Here is a 16,518-nt window from a genome sequence, read left to right as displayed (position 1 = left end):
TATCACTCCTATTATTTACATTCTTCTTTCATGGAAATTGCTTGTTTAAATTTTTCAATCAGGGATGATTCAATTTTTCCTTTTGGCTCATATTTTTTTATAAGAAACGAGTGTTGTATTAACTTACGTGCCGTTTGTAAATCGCTTAATTCATTGTCTGAAATCATTTGAACTAGTATATTCCCAATCGCCGTAGCCTCTGTTGGTCCAGCGTATATGGTTTTCCCGCTAAGGTCTGCCGTAAGTTGATTAACGAATTCATTTTTCGCTCCTCCGCCGACAATATGAAGTTGCTCGATTCTTTTCCCCGTTATCTCTTCTATTTGCCGAATGGACATCGCATAAATAATAGACATATTTGTAAATATACAGTTCGCTAATTCGCCCACTGTATGTGGAATCTCCTGATTCGTCTCCCGACAATACTGCTGAATTTCTTGAATCATATTTTCTGGATTTAAAAATCGTTTATCATTAAAGTTGATAAACTGCCTGCACTCATTTATTTTCTCTGCCTCATATACAAACAGCTCGAAGTTATAGTCTTCCTTCAAATGTCTTCTGACTTCTTGAATAACCCACATGCCAATGATATTTTTCAGAAAGCGGAAGGTTCCGTATGCACCCCATTCATTTGTATAATTGTTTTTGAGGGCTAACTCATTCACGATCGGTTTATCGCTTTCAATTCCAAGCAACGACCACGTTCCGCTACTAATATAGGCCCATTTCTCTCCATTACCAGGTGATCCGACTATGGCGGAAGCAGTATCATGTGAAGCAACGATAATCACTTCTGTATCGGGAAGATCAAAAGTAGAAAAATGTTCATTCATCAGTTTCCCTAATCGTTCTCCCGGATTAGCAAAAGGCGGGAATTGGTCTTTTGATAATGCAATCAGGTTCAGTAACTCTTCATCAAACTTCTTAGAGTTTAAATTCAATAATTGCATCGAAGAAGCGCTTGTAACTTCTGTAACCTTTTTTCCCGTTAGGCAGTAACCTAAATAATCAGGCACAGTCATGACATTCCTGGTGACTTTCAGATTCTTTATATCTTCTTCGTACAATTGGTATAACGTGTTAAATGATAAGAATTGAATCCCCGTTTTTTGATAAATGATTTCTTTAGGTAGTGTTCTTGTGACCTTTTCGATTGTATTTTCGGTGCGCTTATCACGATAAGAGATAACTTCTTGCACTCTTTGTCCATCATCATCCAACAATACATAATCCGTTCCCCACGTATCAATGCCAAGTGTACAGTGGTCGTATCCAAGCTTTTTTGCTGATTCTAACCCCTTTAAGATTTCATTCAATAAATGATCAATATCCCAAAAACATGTTTCATTTTGGGTGGTGAAACCATTCGCAAATCGATGGATTTCTTCAATTACTAATTTCCCGTTCTCCATTTTTCCTAAGACCAGCCGGCCACTTGAAGCACCAATATCCACCGCAATATGTATCATTAGTCCACACTCCTCAATTTCTTTAAACCATGCATTATGGAAATGTGATCACGGCCAAAGAATTCATGCAGTTCTAAATAATAAGCATAGAGTTGTTTATAAATCCTTACATTTTCTTTAACCGGTATAAAAGTCTCTTCTTTTACTTTTGCCATTTTAGATGCTGCCTCCTCTATGGAATCATACCCACCATTTGTACGGCCGGCAGCCGTGGCAGCGTATATGGCCGCTCCTAGTGCAACCACTTGTTCTCCATCCGCGATTTTTATTTCGCGATTTAAAATATCGGCATATATCTGCATTAATAGTTTATTTTTTTGAGGTAATCCGCCACAGGCAAACAAATCGTTTATCTCTATACCGGCATTCTCAAATGTTTCAAGGATCTTCCTTGTTCCAAAAGCTGTTGATTCTAAAAGTGCACGGTATATTTCTTCCGGCTTCGTAGAAAGAGTAATCCCTGCAATGACACCTGACAAGTTCGCATCTACAAGGACTGTTCGGTTGCCATTCCACCAATCTAACGCCACTAACCCTGATTGACCAGGCATTAAGCAGGATGCCTTTTTTTCCATTAAGCCATGTAGATTGACACCCTCTTGCTCAGCTTCTTTCTTTACATACTCCGGAACAGCTTGCTCAATATACCATGCAAACGAATCGCCAACAGCCACCTGTCCCGTTTCATAACTGAATGATCCGGGAATTATTCCATCCTCCACTACCCCACAAATACCCTCTACTGTTTGTTTTTTCTCAGAAATTAACATGTGGCAAGTAGACGTTCCCATCGTCATCACAAATTGGCCTGGATGGACAGCTCCTACAGCTGGAACACCTGCATGGGCATCGATTATGGATACAGAAACAGCCGTACCGGGTTTCAACCCCATCTTCTTAGCCATCCCTTCTGTTAAACCACCCGACCGCCCAGTGATGGGTAACACTTCACCACGCATTTTTGTATCCAGTATATCCAGAAGACGTTCATCAATAGCCGCTAAAAAAGCAGGGTCCGGATATCCATCTTTTTTATGCCAAAGTGCTTTATAACCGCTCATATTACTGCTGCGTACCAGCTCATTCGTCAGACAGAAGGTAATCCAATCCCCGGCTTCCATAAATAGATCCGTTTCTTCATAGATATCAGGTGATTCACGCAACACTTGTAATATCTTAGGGAACATCCATTCAGAAGAAATTTTCCCGCCATATCGTTGCAGGAATGGTTGATTCGTTTCCTGTGCAATGCGTGTAATATCATCCGCTTCTTTTTGTGCGGCATGATGTTTCCATAATTTCACCCAACTGTGAGGGTCCCTTTTCCACTTCTCATCAAAACAAAGGGGATCTCCCTTCTTATCAATTGGCAAAATGGTACATGAGGTAAAATCGATTCCAATGCCAATCACATCATTCGCATCTACTCCACTTAACCGCATCACTTCAGGAACGGAAGTGTATAAAACGTCCAAATAATCACTTGGATGCTGGAGAGCCCAATCTTTTTCAAGTTTACGTCCGTCTGGAAGCCTATTAGACATTACTCCATGACGATAAGGTGTAACATGTGTAGCCATTTCATTGCCGTTCGCTATATTTACTAACAGCACTCTGCCTGATTCAGTACCATAATCAATTCCAATTGTATATCTGTCATTCATCCCTTCAACATCTCCTAACATGCAAGTCACTCATGATTTTTAATAAAAAGCCCCCTCTAGTTAGTTGAGAGGGGACATTTATGTCTATCTGACATTAAAAATTAAAATCAGCTGCATTGTCTTTAGTAAAATCTGTCGGTGGTCCCATGATGATTGTTTTTCCATCTTCCCACACGTCAATTTCACCTACATTTTCAACTTTCAAACCATCTTCTGGTTTCTCCCCTTCAGCTAGACGTTTGGCAAGGGCAACGGTTAAATAACCTAGTTTGTCTGGCTCCCAAAGAATGGCTACATCTAGAGATCCATCATTTAAATATGGTGAAGAGTCTTTCGGCAGGGCAGTTCCAACAACTGTAATATCATCTTGCAGTCCTTTTTCCTGAACAGCTTGGGCTGCCCCAAGAGGTGCTGGAGTAGAAAAAGCCATGATTCCTTTTAATTCAGGATTTGATTTTATTAAATCCAGTGTTTTTTGGTATGCCACCTGTTGTTTTTCATCTGTCGCGATTTTATCCGATACTAATTCAATACCAGGATAATTCTCTTCCAGTTCTTTTTTTGCTGCAGCAATCCAAGTGTTTAAGTTTGCAGCTGAAAGCCCTCCTGTTAATATAGCGATTTGCCCTTTTTCAACCCCCATTTGTTTTACGAGGGATTTAGCGATATGGCGACCGTATGCTTCATCGTCTATTTGGTGGACTGATAATTCTACAAGGGATTGATCAGCTGGTGTATCCCAGTCCATTACAATTATCCCTTCATCCTTCGCCTTTTGAAGGACTGGTGAGAGTGATGCAGCGTCATTTGGCGCTACCGCGATTACATCCACATCTTGACTAATTAAATCTTCAATGACTTTTACTTGCTGTGCAGCATCTGGTTCCGTAGGTCCTGTGTAAATGGTTTCCACACCAAGATCTTTACCTGCTTGAATCGCTCCTTTTTCAGAGGCATTGAAATATGGTATCCCCATTAACTTTGGAACTACGGCAATTTTCAACTTCTCATTACCACCTCCGCCACTAGTTTCTTTTTCACTGTTTCCCGTTGCTCCTTCTTTTGATACACAGCCTGCTAACAGTCCCCCAGCTAAAATAGCTGTTGCTAAGATTCCGGTCATTTTCTTCATAATGATCCCCCTTGAATTTTTTCTTATTTTTTTCTAAAGTATTTTCAGAGATTACATGGTCCTGTACATTACGCTACAGAGTTTGAAGGTAAATTCTTTTGACTTTTTTCATCTAATTTCGTTTTCACGAAGTTTATGACCAATACCGTGATTAAAATAACCCCCATCATTACAGTCACGATCGAACGTGGTACCCCCATTAAATTCAATCCACTTGATAACATTTGGAAAATGACCACTGCGTAAACAGTGCCGATAACTTTGCCATATCCACCTTGAATTTCCGTTCCGCCAAGCACGGCTGCCGCTACACTTTGTAATAAATAAGAAGATCCCAGATCCACTTTTGCTGTATTATAACGAGATGTCATAATAATAGAAGCAATTGTGGCAAGAAGTGCCGCATATAAATATACCCTCATTAATACCCTGCTATTATTTACCCCTGAAAATAATGTGGCGATCGGATTGCTTCCCACCATATAAACGCTTCTGCCCCATTTGGTTTTTGACAGCAATATCGCTGTTAATATAGCAAATAGTACAAAAATAATGATGGAAAGAGGAACGATCCCCATATAGTAACCGTTTCCAATCAAGCTATAACCCTCTCTAAATCCTGAAATCGAATTTCCTTTCGTAATGCTTAAGATCACACCTTCAAAAAGGACCATCGTTCCAAGTGTCACCAGTATTGGCGAAACACCGATTTTTGATATAAGTACGCCGTTAATTAATCCGCAACTCAGTCCGACTAATACACCGATTAAGATAGCGACGAGCATTGGGTATCCGCTGCTTGCCATAAGTGCGATTGTCACACCAGACAAGGCAGCCGTATACGTAATTGATAGGTCAATCCCTCCAGTCACAATCACCACCATCATTGCTAAAGCGATTAAACCAAACTCCGGGAGCTGGAACATCATATTGGTTAAATTATTTGAAGAAAAGAATCCAGGTATCGAAAAACTCATTAACACAAACAAGCCTGCTGTAATTACACCTAAAGTATTTTCTTTTGATATTGAAAGCCGTTTCATTTTTCCACCTCTTTCTTACGCTTCCACTTCAATTTTTGCTAACTTATCTTTTGAGCGCTTATATTGAATGTGGTCGTATGACACAGCCAGTAATATAATCAATCCAGTGAATACTTTTTGCCAGAAGGTATCAATTTTTGCCAAGATAAGACCATTTTGTACAATGCCTAAGAGAAGAACGCCCAAAACCGTTCCCAAAATGGTACCGCGTCCCCCCATGATGTTCGCACCGCCCAAAACAACTGCTGCTATGACCATCAGCTCAAGACCAAGCATTCCATTAGGATCCACAGCCTTTGTATATGCTGTTTGAGCAATGGCTGCTATTCCGGCAAGAAACCCCATATAGGAGAAAACAAATATTTGAACTTTATCAAAATTTATCCCAACCCGAATGGCTGAATCTTTATTACCGCCAATCGCCAATACTTCGCGACCGATTAATGTGTATTTCAAAATATACCAAGTAAACAGAGCAACGGCGATAAAAATTAGAATGATAATAGATATACCAAACACCTCAAAACTAGCAAACTTGATGAATACGGTTGGAAAACTGCTGCTGTTCAAATACTGTCCATTCGTAATGTACAACACGAGCCCATTAATGATGCTCATCATTCCAAGTGTCACGACAATAGCTGGAATTTGGACCTTTGCAACAAGCATTCCATTCAGTGCACCTAAACAAACCCCAAGAAATGGCCCAATCAAAAAAAGTAATAGTATAGAGATGGGATGGTCAGGCATGAGCATCATCACTTTTCCAACGATGACACAGACAGCGCTTGTAACAGCGGCGACCGATACGTCAATCCCGCCAGTGATGATGACAAGTGTCATACCCACCGCCAGAATTCCAAGTACAGCATTCCCTTTTAGTACATCCAGCAAATTGTCTACAGTTAAAAAATATGGGCTTAAGAATGTCAATGTAATACATAGAAGCAAAACAATCATTGCGATGCTGATTTCCTTCGACTTCAAAATTACGTTCATGCACGTACCTCCTCTTTTAGCGGAAGCCCTTTTTTGGAAGGCGATTGAGAACCAAGCAGAGCATAATTCATGATATTTTCCTGTGTTGCTTCTTCTATACCAAGTTCTCCGGCTATTCTTCCATGTCTCATGACCAAAATTCGATCACTGACAGCAAGAACTTCTGGAAGCTCTGAAGAAATCACAATAATGCCCATTCCTTCAGCAGCCAGTTCCCTCATTAACTTATGAATTTCCGACTTCGCCCCAATATCAATTCCATTCGTCGGTTCGTCAATAATTAGGATTTGTGGTTTAGTGGAAAGCCACTTACCGATCACAACTTTCTGCTGATTTCCGCCTGACAGGTCACCAGCTGCTCTTTTAGGCAAAGCCGGTCTAACATCTAGCGTTTTCATATAGTGATCAGCCAGCTTAACTTCTTCCTTTCGCTTAATTAAATTGAATTTATTTCTCAATTGTTTCAAAACAGGTAATGAAATATTATTGATTATGGACTGGCGAAGGATGAGTCCTTGCGTTTTTCTGCTTTCTGGAATATATGCAATCCCTTGTTTTACAGCATGTTCAGAAGACTTGATTTTAGTAGAAACCCCATTTATTTTCATACTTCCATCGTAGGGCCTGTTGACCCCGAATATCGCCTGTGCAAGCTCTGTTCTTCCAGATCCGACAAGTCCTGTAATCCCAAGGACTTCTCCAGCTTTCAATTCAAAGGAAATATCTTTAAAGTTACCTTCTTTTGATAATCCATTCAGTTCCAAAAGAGTTTTTCCCGTTTTTCCTTTTACCATATTCTTTTTATATAAAATCTGACGTCCCACCATTAATGTGATTAATTTTTCTTCATCAAGTTCTTCAGTTTCGTAAGTGCCTACATATTTCCCATCGCGCAATATTGTAAATCGATCGGAAACAGTAAATAACTCTTTTAACTTGTGGCTGACAAAGATAATGGAAATGCCGCGATCTTTTAATTTTTGTATAACTTTATAAAGCTTTTCAACTTCCCCGGTGGATAGGGATGAAGTCGGTTCGTCCATTACAATCAACTTTGAATCAAAAGCGAGGGCTCTGGCGATTTCAATCAGTTGCTGTTGAGCAATGCTTAATTTTTCAACGGGTGTATGAACATCAATCTCAAATTCTAGTTCTTTAAGTGCCCGTTTTGCAGTGTCCTCCATCTCCTTCCATCTAATCTTTTTCCATGGTTTTTTGTCACTATCCCGGCCAATATAGATATTTTCTGCTACAGATAGGTTTGAAAATAAACTTAAATCCTGATAAATAATTGAAATACCTTTTAGCGTAGCATCAATCGGTTTTTGAATTTCGGCTTCTTTTCCTTCAAAGTAAAACTTGGCGCCTGGGTCCGGTCGATAAATGCCGGCTAATATTTTAATGAGCGTTGATTTCCCGGCACCATTCTCACCTATTAGCGCATGAACTTCTCCTTTTTTCACTTTAAGCTGAACGCTATCCAGTGCTTTTACACCAGGGAAGGTTTTACTGACATTCGTCATTTGCAATAAGAAATCAGACATGTTTCTCTCCTTTCCAACCTTAATCAGTCATAAATTTGATTCAACTTTTGTTTTTTTCCATAGTAATTAATGTTATTGGTTTCACAAAAATGTTCCACTTCTGCTAGCGTCGGCACACCATCTTGGGCCCCCATTTTTGTTACCTTCATCGCCGCTACAATTGAAGCAAATTCTGCTGCAGATTCGATCGTCTCCCCGTCTGCAATGGCACAGGCAAGGGCGCCAGCGAACGAGTCTCCTGCCCCCACTGTATCAACAGCTTTAACAGCAATGGGCTCGATAAAGGTTGTTTCACCGTTTTGATAAACCAATGCTCCTTTGTTGCCCAACTTAATAATGCTATTCTCCACGCCAAAATGATTCTCAAAGAAAGCACCCGCTTTGCATGCACTTTCCTTCGAGTTGACGTGGATCCCAGTCAATACTTTTGTTTCCTGCCAATTCGGCGTAATCAAATTGGCATACGTCAGTGCTTCAGTCGTTACTCCTTCTGCAGGAGCAGGGTCCAGGATAATAAACATATTTTTTTCTTTAGCTCTTTTCATGGCTTGTAGAACAGCCTCATCAGGAATTTCCATCTGTACAAGTAAAACAGCATAGTCATCACTGATGGTAGAAAAACAAATGTCAATATCACTTCTTGTCAAATGTTCATTGGCCCCTTTAATGACAAGCATGGTGTTTTCTGCTGTAGCATCTACTGTAATGACTGCGCATCCAGTTGGATGTTCTGCAACATGTTTCAAGGAGGATATGTTCACGTTATTTTGAAGAAGAGAACGTTCTATTTCATGCCCGAATGCGTCCTCGCCAACTGCACCCATTAGCTTTACTGGCTTTCCAAGTTTAGCGCACGTCGTTGCTTGATTAGCGCCTTTTCCACCACTTAATAGTTTCATATTTTCCCCAAAGAGCGTTTCCCCATGGGCTGGATACTGATTAGTGACTGCGACAATATCCATATTAATACTCCCAACCACTACAATCCCTCTCATGCACAACCCTCGTTTTTCATTTTTGTTTGCTCTAAGAATGACCGGAGTTGGCCAACTGCATCTTCCAGTAATACATCGTTTTTAAATAAACAGGACGTACCGCAAACCAACATGTCAGCTCCATTTTGCAATACACCCGGAATGGTTTCGAATCCAATGTTTCCATCTACCTGAATATCAATTTGGTAGCCTTCCGATTGAATTAATTCTTTAATCTTTTTTATTTTCTTATACATAAGCGGTACAAACGACTGCCCTGCAAAACCAGGATTCACCGTCATCACCGTTACATAATCGACTACATCCAATACATGTTCAAGCTCTGTGATGGGGGTAGATGGATTTAAGGCTACCCCTGCTTTAATCCCTTCATTCTTCAGTTTTTGTAATGATCTCTGTAAATGGGCAGTTGCCTCTGCATGAATGGAAATCATATCTGCACCCGACTGAATGAAAAGATCTAAATGGTCTTCCGGTCTTTCAACCATTAAGTGAACATCAAATGGTTTATCCGAGAATTGCCTAATGCGTTTAATTAGATCCGGGCCCATTGTAAAATTAGGAACAAACGATCCATCCATTATATCCAGATGAAAGAAATCAACACCTGCACGGTCTAATTTCAATACTGATTCTTGTAAATTCCCCATATCTGCACACATAAGTGAGGGTCCAATTAAGGTCATAAAAACACTCCCGTTCCATTTTGGCTTTTATCAAGAAAGCGTTTCCTTTTTGAAGGAAGCGCTTTCTTTGTTGATACTTTCACTATAAAGGGATTTGGCATAAGCTGGTAGGTGATAAAATTCGGGTAGGGGGGATTTTCTTCGGGACATTTTCCATGGAGGCAAAAAAAAAAAGCCCCGAATGGAAGCTTTTACTCTTTCACAATACACTCATGAGTATCTCGATATTGAGACGGCAGTTGTCCTGTCCATTGCTTAAACAGCCGACTAAAATATTTGGTATCTTGATAGCCTACTTTTGAAGCAATATCGTAAATCTTTAAATCTGTATGACTTAATAATTCCTTCGCCACTTTTAACCGTTGATTGGTTACATAGTCAAGAACGGTTTCACCTGTCTGATTTTTAAAATACTCACAAAAATAAGTTGAATTTAAATGGACATGATTGGCGATTTTTTTTATTGTGATGTTATCGCCTATATGTTTTAGAATCCATTCTTTTGCCTGGCGTATGGGATCTGTTTGGTCATTTTGAAATGCTGCTTGCTTTTTTAACATATTCATGACCCAGCGCTCCGTCTCCTTTTTTAAATGATTAAAATGAGAAGAATCCTCAGCGATGCTAAATGCTTCCTCAAGTAATAGCGGAAGCTCTTTAAATCCATCACTTTTAATCCATCTATTAATAATTCTAATAGACAAATAACGAACCGATTCTTGTATTACGAAAGGGGACGTGACATCTTTCAATTCGTTAAAAAATTGCATGAGAGAACGTATGGCAGCTTCTTCCCCATGCTCCATCGCCTCCACTGTCTCTTCTGCCCATTTATAGATGGATGGCGGCACTTCGATCACTTTATTATATGATACATGTTTAAGCATTTCAGTTCTGAAAATTTTATTGCCTCCTTGTATCATTCGATATTGCAAGGTAGAACGTAATTCATCTTTAATATTTACTAAAAGGGCAAGGTCATTAAACTCATTCCCAAGGGCAATAGAAACCGTAAAAGGGGTTTGCCGTTGGACAGTTGTTTTTAATGTTATACACAATTGCTCCAGAGCTGTAGGGGTAGTATCCTTAATCAATAACCAACTGGCATGTAGACTATCTTTCCACATCCAATGCGTTGAATGATCATCCAGTAAATCTTTTATCAGCTTTTTTATAACTTCATTCCATCTCCCCCAATCTTCTGGTGAAAAACTTTGGGTTTTGGCAGATGTTTGATCGATGCCAATATGGATCAGGGAATAGGTTCCTTCTGGAAATTGGCGTGTCCATTCTAATAATGATAAGTCCAATGCATCTTTCCACGTTATTTCCATCAACAATTGAAGCTGTTTTTCATGGGTTAATATCAAGGCTCTTTCTTCTATTTCTCCTATCTTCTCCCTTTCCTTTCGAGCCTCAATTACTTTTTCCTGCACATTCTTCAATTGCAGTTTGAACTTTTCTCGATCAATCGGTTTCAATATATAATCAACAGCACCTTCCCTTAGGGCAGTCTGTACATAGAGAAAATCATCATACCCGCTTATAATGAATGGAAATAGCGTTGGTTTAGTTTTTTTCAACTGTTGAATTAACGTTAACCCGTCCATGACTGGCATTTGTACATCTGTTATTAATACATCAACTGCTTCTACATGATTGATAATTGCATCGTATGCCTCTTGGCCATCGGAGTATACACCTACAACCTGCCACTCTTCCCCACAAGATTTTACTAGTCTTTCAATGCCTCTTCTTATCCTTGGTTCATCATCTACAATGACCGTCTTGACCCTTTGTATCATCTCAGTTCTTCTCCTCTCCTTGAACGTACATGCATACTTGTTGGGCATTTATTTTGGGAAGTCGTATAACCACAGTCGTTCCCTTTCCGTATTCGCTATTAATTTGAAGGTTATATTGTTCTCCGAACATCATGCCAATTCTTGCATTTACATTGATAATCCCAAAGCCAGAGTCTCGTTTCATCATTGGATCCAAACGTAACTTTTCATTTAATTCAATTAATTTATTTTCTGTTATCCCTGGTCCGTTATCGCTGACTATCAGCAAAAGATCTTCCTCACCTATCTGAGTTTCCTCTTCAGAAATATGTATTTTAATGTCTATTTCCTTTCTTTTTTCCAGTCCATATTTAATGGAATTTTCAACGATTGGCTGTAAAACAAACTTGGGTATATAATAATTAACCGTATCTGTCCCTTTTTCTATCATAAAATGCAAACGATCTTCAAAACGGAATTGTTGGATGTTTAAATAATCTTCTATGTGCTGAACTTCACTGTTTATAGGAACCAAGCTTTCTTTATTACTGATTGAAAAGCGCATCATTCTGCCAAGCAGAGTCACCATCTTCACGACCTCCTCGCTCTCACCTTCTTCCACAGCCATGCCTATGGTTTCCAGCGTATTATACATAAAGTGAGGATTTATTTGAGATTGAAGGGCGTATAATTCAGCTGTTTTTTTGCGCAGTTCAATGTGGTAGTTTTTTTGAATCAGCTCTCTTATCTCTGCAAGCATTGATCGAAAACTGTTCGCGAGCATCCCGACTTCATCCTTGGAATGTATGGGTATATCTACTAATAAATCACCTTTTTCCACCCGCTTCATGATATCTCCTAATTCGTTTAGTGGACGTGTAACAGTCCAGGCAAAAAAGATAGAGATCAATGTAGTAATGAGTGTGAAAAGGATAAAAATGAAAATTGTCACATTTCTGATAACATCCGTTTTTTCCGTCATGTTTTTGATTGGCATGCTATGAACGAGTACCCATGGCAGCTCATTTGATTCACTTATACTGATTAAATTCCGTTTTCCATCGATTTCTGTACGAAAACTACCATTCAGTAATGGGTATTCCTGTATCCCTTTTTCCACTGTACCAATTTTTGAATGATCCTTATGATAAATTATCTTCCCCTGCTTATTCATGATCCACATCGTAACATTCTCTTCCTTCTGCAAATCCTGAAGTGATTGCTCAAAAAAGGCTACATCTATGGCTATATAGAGCGTTCCTAGATTTTTTCTATTATCGAAATCAGTAATTGGTTTGACCAGCATAAAATAGGATGGATTCCCTTCAAACGTTAAATTTGTCTGATTAGGAAGGAGCAACTGCATCCCGCCTAACAATCCGAGTTCATCTGCATATGGCAAGGAACCATCTTCAAACCCAAAGCTGTCATAATGCAGACTTGTACTTGCAAATATACGATTCTTGGAAACAAGAAACGCCCCTAAAATATGAGATGAATTGTTATTTAAATAGGTCCTTGTCAAATAACTCTTCATGATATATTCCTCGTGGAGCAAAACCGATTTTTTTTTTGATTGGCTGTCTCTTAAAATAGCCATAACATCACCGGAATTATAAATTAAATCTGGTAAGGTCTCTAGTTTTTGAATTTCATTTTCAATGTTGCCATTTACCTGTTTGACAAGACGGGGAATATATTCTCCTACTTCTTCTTCTATTGATTTTGTGTATTGCCAGTATGCAATGAACCCGAGGAAGGCCATAGGTAGAACCGTTAATAATGTATAGGTTGTAACTAATTTTGTCGTTAGACGCAAGTTTTTAATCTGGATCCGCTTTTTCCCTTTAAAAATCATACTGTTTCACATTTCCCTTTGTAAAATCGATGGGCTCTCCCATAATGACCATATCACCGTTGAATTTAATCGTACCTATGTTCTTAATGTTCTGTCCCTCATAAGGAAATTCATCATTCAATAAGTTTTTTGCTAGACTAACAGTCAAGTAACCCAATTTTTGTGGACTCCATAACGTAATGGTCTGGGCAGCCCCTTCTTGTAAATACTCATTCATTAAATTAGGAGTTGATGTACCGACTACGGCAACCTGCCCGATTTTCCCTGCATCTTTCACAGCTTGAGCCGCAGCAGGGGGGTTAACCGTTGAAATACCAATTATTCCTTTTAGGCCCGGGTATTTTTTAAATAAATTTTGTGTTACCTTATACGCTTTATGAATATCTTCGTTTGTATATTCCACTTCAACTAGTTTCATAGTTGGATAATATTCTTTTTGTTGTATTTGAATCCAATCAATCCATGTATTAAGATTGGCAGCGGTAGGGGATCCCGTCATAATCGCAAACTCCCCTTTTTCTTCCATTTCCAATGCGAGAGTATCCATTACATGCCTGCCGATTATCTCAGGATCTATCATGTTAACAAAAAAGCTTCTGTATGATGCATTAGTATCAGAATCCCAGGTGATCACCTTGATTCCTTTACTCTTTGCTTTTTGCAGCACCCTACCTAATTTATATGGATCATTTGCAGATACCGCAATTACGTCCACTTTTTTTTCAATTAATTTTGTTATAATCTCTTCCTGCTTTTCAGAGCTTGGGGTAGGAGGGCCTGTATATAAGACCTTAACACCTAAGTCTTTTCCCGCCTCTACCGCCCCCTCTTCTACGGCGTTAAAATAAGGAATTCCGTCAATTTTAGGTATAACAGCTATAGTATACGGATCTTTTTTTTTCTCTACAGGTTTTGTAGTGACATCTATACTTTCTTCATCATTGTAAATAACCTCGTATTCTGAAGAATGATCACAGCCGCTTAGTATAAATAAAAACAAAATAAAAAAGATGGGCTTCCTTAACATGATTAGCTACCTGCTTTCTTAAATTCTAAACATTAGCTCGTTTCATAGATACAATAATAAGGAATGACTTAAGAAATGCTTTTCTCATACAGGTAAGTTCACTACTGCTTCTTATCCAAGAAAGCGGTTTCGCAAAAAATGGAACTTACAGGAAGCGCAAATTCTTTACTAAAATAGGAAAACCTTTATATACTTTCAGGTTTCCCTATAATTTATTGTCCAGCCATGACCCTCTCTGTTATGTTATGTTCCGCTAACTAACCTACACGAAAAGTGGAATGGTAACTGGAAAAATCGTATTTTAGCATCAAGAGTGAAGGCCCTTTCTCTTTCTCTTCTATATGTATAAAAAATACCTCTATTCTACATTTGAGCCCCATCATATTTTTCGTTTTATTATTGATTTTTACTGTTTTTGAAAGGTTTGTCAATTTAAATTTTACAAATATTTTTAAAATTCAAATAATATTTTCATATAGTTTCACTTGCTCATAATGTTTCAATTTTAGTTGTATTGGAAAATTGGAAAGCAGTCTACGTAATTACATTTTCTTTATCCTTTTTTACTAGTGCTTTTATTATTTTTTAACTGTAGATTGATGCCTTCAATCCAGATCCTCCCCATTTAGAAAATGGTTACCATAATGACTCTTCCTCATTCCTCAGTCTAATTTTTAACTGATTAAATCAAAATGGTGTACTTAATCTCATTCCAGATTTTACATTTCTAAGCAATCAAAAAAAAAATATACCCATAGAGAGACCTGTGTAATAGATCGTTATAGGTATATCTTATAAAGAAATTACCTTTCTTAAAGGTTTTTCTTTTAACTATTTTAATTTTATTGTAAAACAAAAATCTTTTTTCTTTTTTCCCCTCTCTCCGTTATACTTTGGAAATTCCAGACCATTCACTCGGGACAAATCGATAGACCCCATATTAATTCGGCGGGATTAGTCGTACATCGGTTTGCCGATTCAGGATAACCTGTTAATTTAACGTTTTGCTAACACATCACGTTCATAATCTTTTACTTGCATCAGCCATCTTTCCTTCACTGGCACATTCATTTGCTCACAGTAATAATCCCAAATTGCACCAAATGGATAGGTTTTAAATTCCTCCATTAATGCCAGGCGCTCTGTAAAATCCCCTTTTTCTTGCAGCTCTTTCAAATGATCGTTCGGTACAAGTAAGGCATATAAGAGGGCTTTAATCATATTACGCGTACCAATCGTCCAGGCTGCAACACGGTTTATACTGGCATCAAAGAAATCAAGACCAATGATCACCTGGTTTAATGCATCATTGCGAACAATTTCAAGCGCAATTTCACGAAGCTCATCATCTAAAATGACGACGTGGTCACTGTCCCATCGAACCGGGCGCGAAACGTGAAGTGCTAGTTTATCACTGTATAATAGCATCGAAGAAATTTTGTTCGATACAGTTTCGGTCGGATGATAATGACCTGTATCCACTAAGCAAATCTTATTATTTTTCAGTGCGTAGCCAAGATAGAATTCATGCGATCCTACGACATATGACTCGGAGCCGATACCGAATACTTTACTTTCCACTGCATCCCAATTACATGTTTCATCCACTTCTGCTGTATAAATTCGATCAAGGGATTCTTTTAATCTCTTTCTCGGTGTCAAACGGTCGCTTGGAATATCTTTGTAGCCGTCAGGTATCCATATATTTGTTAAGCAGGGCTTGCCTAGTTCACGGCCAAAGTACTCTCCGATTTTTCGGCTGGCGATGCAATGATTAATCCAGAATTCACGTATTTCTTCATTTGGATGAGAAAGTGTCAAGCCGTCTGCTGCTTTTTCATGGGAAAATAGTGTCGGGTTAAAATCCAAACCAAGACCGTTTTCTTTAGCCCAATTCAACCAGTTTTCGAAGTGCTTTGGCTCAATCTGATCGCGTTCGACTGCTTCTCCATTTGTTTCCGCATAAATGGAATGCAAATTGACCCGATGTTTCCCCGGAATAAGAGATAGCGCTTTTTCAAGATCCATGCGTAGCTCTTCCGGCGTAGTGGCTTTTCCTGGATAATTTCCCGTTACATCAATACCGCCCGATAATGCACTTTTGTTCACTTCAAATCCACCAATATCATCACCCTGCCAGCAATGAATCGAAATGGCCACTTTTTTCAGTGTTTCGAGTGCTGTATCAACATCAATTCCCCAATTCGCATACGCTTGTTTCGCTGCTTCGTACTGTTCTTTAATTGTCATATCGTCCCATCCTTTTTAACGGATTGAATTGATCACTCCACGATTCCTACTACTTTTCCTAATC

At 38.8% G+C, this 16,518-nt stretch carries 12 protein-coding genes; all 12 read right to left on the bottom strand.

Features of this window, described 5'->3' with window-relative positions; translation table 11 throughout:
- Positions 1-11: 11 nt before the first annotated feature.
- Positions 12-1,472: a rhamnulokinase gene (rhaB, locus tag NYE63_RS11865; RefSeq protein WP_342605272.1), complete on the bottom strand. Its 1,461-nt coding sequence runs from the start codon at positions 1,470-1,472 to the stop codon at positions 12-14.
- Positions 1,472-3,136, bottom strand: coding sequence for a ribulokinase (locus tag NYE63_RS11860; protein ID WP_342605271.1), 1,665 nt, complete (start codon positions 3,134-3,136; stop codon positions 1,472-1,474). Before NYE63_RS11860 ends, rhaB begins: the two co-directional genes overlap by 1 nt.
- A 94-nt stretch (positions 3,137-3,230) precedes the next feature.
- A complete protein-coding gene (locus NYE63_RS11855) occupies positions 3,231-4,268 on the bottom strand; it encodes an autoinducer 2 ABC transporter substrate-binding protein (RefSeq protein WP_342605270.1) in 1,038 nt (345 codons plus the stop codon).
- Between the two features lie 68 nt (positions 4,269-4,336).
- On the bottom strand, positions 4,337-5,311 hold the full coding sequence (locus NYE63_RS11850; protein ID WP_342605269.1) for an ABC transporter permease: 975 nt from the start codon (positions 5,309-5,311) through the stop codon (positions 4,337-4,339).
- 15 nt (positions 5,312-5,326) lie between these two features.
- Positions 5,327-6,310, bottom strand: a complete 984-nt coding sequence (locus NYE63_RS11845) for an ABC transporter permease (RefSeq protein WP_342605268.1) — start codon at positions 6,308-6,310, stop codon at positions 5,327-5,329.
- Entirely contained in the window at positions 6,307-7,854 is a 1,548-nt protein-coding gene (locus NYE63_RS11840; protein ID WP_342605267.1) for a sugar ABC transporter ATP-binding protein, read from the bottom strand. Before NYE63_RS11840 ends, NYE63_RS11845 begins: the two co-directional genes overlap by 4 nt.
- Before the next feature lie 23 nt (positions 7,855-7,877).
- A complete protein-coding gene (gene rbsK / locus NYE63_RS11835) occupies positions 7,878-8,849 on the bottom strand; it encodes a ribokinase (protein ID WP_342605266.1) in 972 nt (323 codons plus the stop codon).
- On the bottom strand, positions 8,846-9,535 hold the full coding sequence (gene rpe, locus NYE63_RS11830; RefSeq protein WP_342605265.1) for a ribulose-phosphate 3-epimerase: 690 nt from the start codon (positions 9,533-9,535) through the stop codon (positions 8,846-8,848). Before rpe ends, rbsK begins: the two co-directional genes overlap by 4 nt.
- 191 nt (positions 9,536-9,726) lie before the next feature.
- The gene (locus NYE63_RS11825; RefSeq protein WP_342605264.1) at positions 9,727-11,340 is read right to left on the bottom strand and encodes a response regulator; all 1,614 of its coding nucleotides are present in this window, start codon (positions 11,338-11,340) and stop codon (positions 9,727-9,729) included.
- Between the two features lies 1 nt (position 11,341).
- Positions 11,342-13,177 carry a sensor histidine kinase gene (locus tag NYE63_RS11820; protein WP_342605263.1) on the bottom strand — a complete coding sequence of 612 codons (1,836 nt, stop codon included), beginning with the start codon at positions 13,175-13,177 and terminating at the stop codon, positions 11,342-11,344.
- Positions 13,167-14,204, bottom strand: a complete 1,038-nt coding sequence (locus NYE63_RS11815; protein ID WP_342605262.1) for an autoinducer 2 ABC transporter substrate-binding protein — start codon at positions 14,202-14,204, stop codon at positions 13,167-13,169. Before NYE63_RS11815 ends, NYE63_RS11820 begins: the two co-directional genes overlap by 11 nt.
- A 996-nt stretch (positions 14,205-15,200) precedes the next feature.
- Complete coding sequence (gene rhaA / locus NYE63_RS11810; RefSeq protein WP_342605261.1) at positions 15,201-16,454, bottom strand: L-rhamnose isomerase; 1,254 nt, start codon at positions 16,452-16,454, stop codon at positions 15,201-15,203.
- Positions 16,455-16,518: the final 64 nt, after the last annotated feature.

This window comes from Peribacillus sp. FSL E2-0159 (genome assembly GCF_038643155.1).
GTDB classification, from domain to species: domain Bacteria; phylum Bacillota; class Bacilli; order Bacillales; family DSM-1321; genus Peribacillus; species Peribacillus simplex.
Note: the sequence above shows the minus strand (reverse complement) of the source record. Positions and strands in the feature narration are given on the sequence as shown.